Annotated in this window: 1 protein-coding gene; it reads left to right on the top strand. The window is 63.5% G+C overall.

What is annotated here, in order from left to right:
- The first annotated feature begins 127 nt into the window (after positions 1-127).
- Positions 128-1,369 carry an IS4 family transposase gene (locus QSK03_RS32835; protein ID WP_285660029.1) on the top strand — a complete coding sequence of 414 codons (1,242 nt, stop codon included), beginning with the start codon at positions 128-130 and terminating at the stop codon, positions 1,367-1,369.
- Positions 1,370-1,564 lie beyond the last annotated feature (195 nt).

Here is a 1,564-nt window from a genome sequence, read left to right as displayed (position 1 = left end):
CAATGCCGCTGACTTAGGGTCCGCCGCGGGAGGCGACTGCAGCGGAATAGTGTCTGGTCGTTTAATAGTCTCTCTGCCTCGCGGCGCGTCGAAAGAATCTTTCGCGAAGATCTGATTCAATATGTTCGTGCCTTTTCTGGTGGATGACATTGCCGACCCGACGGGTGATCGACTCGCTGATCGTTTGGGTCTCGGAGTTCTCACTCGAATCGTGCCGCGCGACCTGGTCGACGAGGTCGTGGAGCAAACCGGCCGTAGACAGCAGCGAGTCCGCCTACTTCCAGCGCGCATGATCGTGTACTACGTGCTGGCATTAACCCTCTTCTACGGCGATGCCTACGAGGAGGTCATGAGGAAGCTGGTCAACGGACTTCGCTTCCTGCACCTGTGGCGAAACGAGTGGTCAGTACCTACGACCGGCGCGATATCGAAAGCGCGGGAGCGTCTTGGCCCTGAGCCGCTAGAGGAACTCTACTTCCGCGTCGCTCGTCCGCTCGCCGGGCCCGGAACGATCGGCGCGTGGCATCGCGACCTCCGGGTTATGGCACTGGACGGCGTTGTCCTCGATGTCCCCGATACCCCCCAGAATGATCACCGGTTCGGGCGGAAAGCTCATCGCGGTGGAGTCAGCGCCTTCCCGCAGCTGAGGATGGTGGGGCTCGCCGAATGCGGCACGCACGCCATCGTCGCCGCGACCTTCGACTCCTGGCAGGTCTACGAGCGCGAGCTCGCGCGCGGCCTGCTCACCCGGCTCGAGCCGGACATGCTGGTCCTGGCCGACCGCGGCTTCTTCGGCTACGAGTTCTGGAACGAGGCCGCCGGCACCGGAGCAGCACTGCTGTGGCGAGTGAACTCGCTGCTGCGGCTACCCGTACTGCAGGAACTGCCCGATGGCTCGTATCTCTCGGAACTCCTGCCTAAGCAGATGAAAACCGACCTGCATCGCGGGAAGAGACGCAACGTTCCCGACGGCGCGCGGGTCCCGGTCCGTGTCATCGAGTACACTATCGAGAACCGGACATCCCCCGAGACCATCCGACTGGTGACCACGCTGGTTGACGACCACCGGCACCCCGCCACCGAGTTGGCCGCCCTCTACGCACAGCGGTGGGAGTTCGAACTCGGCCTCGACGAAATCGAGACCCACCAGATCGCTCACGACCGCGTCCTGCGATCCAGAAGACCCGACCTCGTCGAACAAGAGTTATGGGCCCTTCTCATCACGCACTGCGCGATCCGCCACCTCATGCACGAAGCGGCCGACGACCTCGAAATCGACGAGGACCGACTATCCTTCATCCGCACCCTGCGGGTCGTGCGACGCAGCGTCGCAAACGACCCGGAATTTCCCCCCTGCCCAGGCCCATGAGATCCTCGCCCAGGCGCTCCGCGAGATCAGCCACCGCCCCAATCCGCCGCGCCGACTACGCAGCTATCCCCGGGTCGTCAAACGAACACAGATCGGCGACAAACTCACCAAACGAGCCCACCACCGCCAAGTCCGCCACCCCGACGCACCCAAGATCCTCATCGAGCCCCCAGCCGCTTAAGTCAGCGGCATTGG

Source organism: Actinomycetospora sp. NBRC 106375, assembly GCF_030269665.1.
Classification (GTDB): domain Bacteria; phylum Actinomycetota; class Actinomycetes; order Mycobacteriales; family Pseudonocardiaceae; genus Actinomycetospora.
Note: the sequence above shows the minus strand (reverse complement) of the source record. Positions and strands in the feature narration are given on the sequence as shown.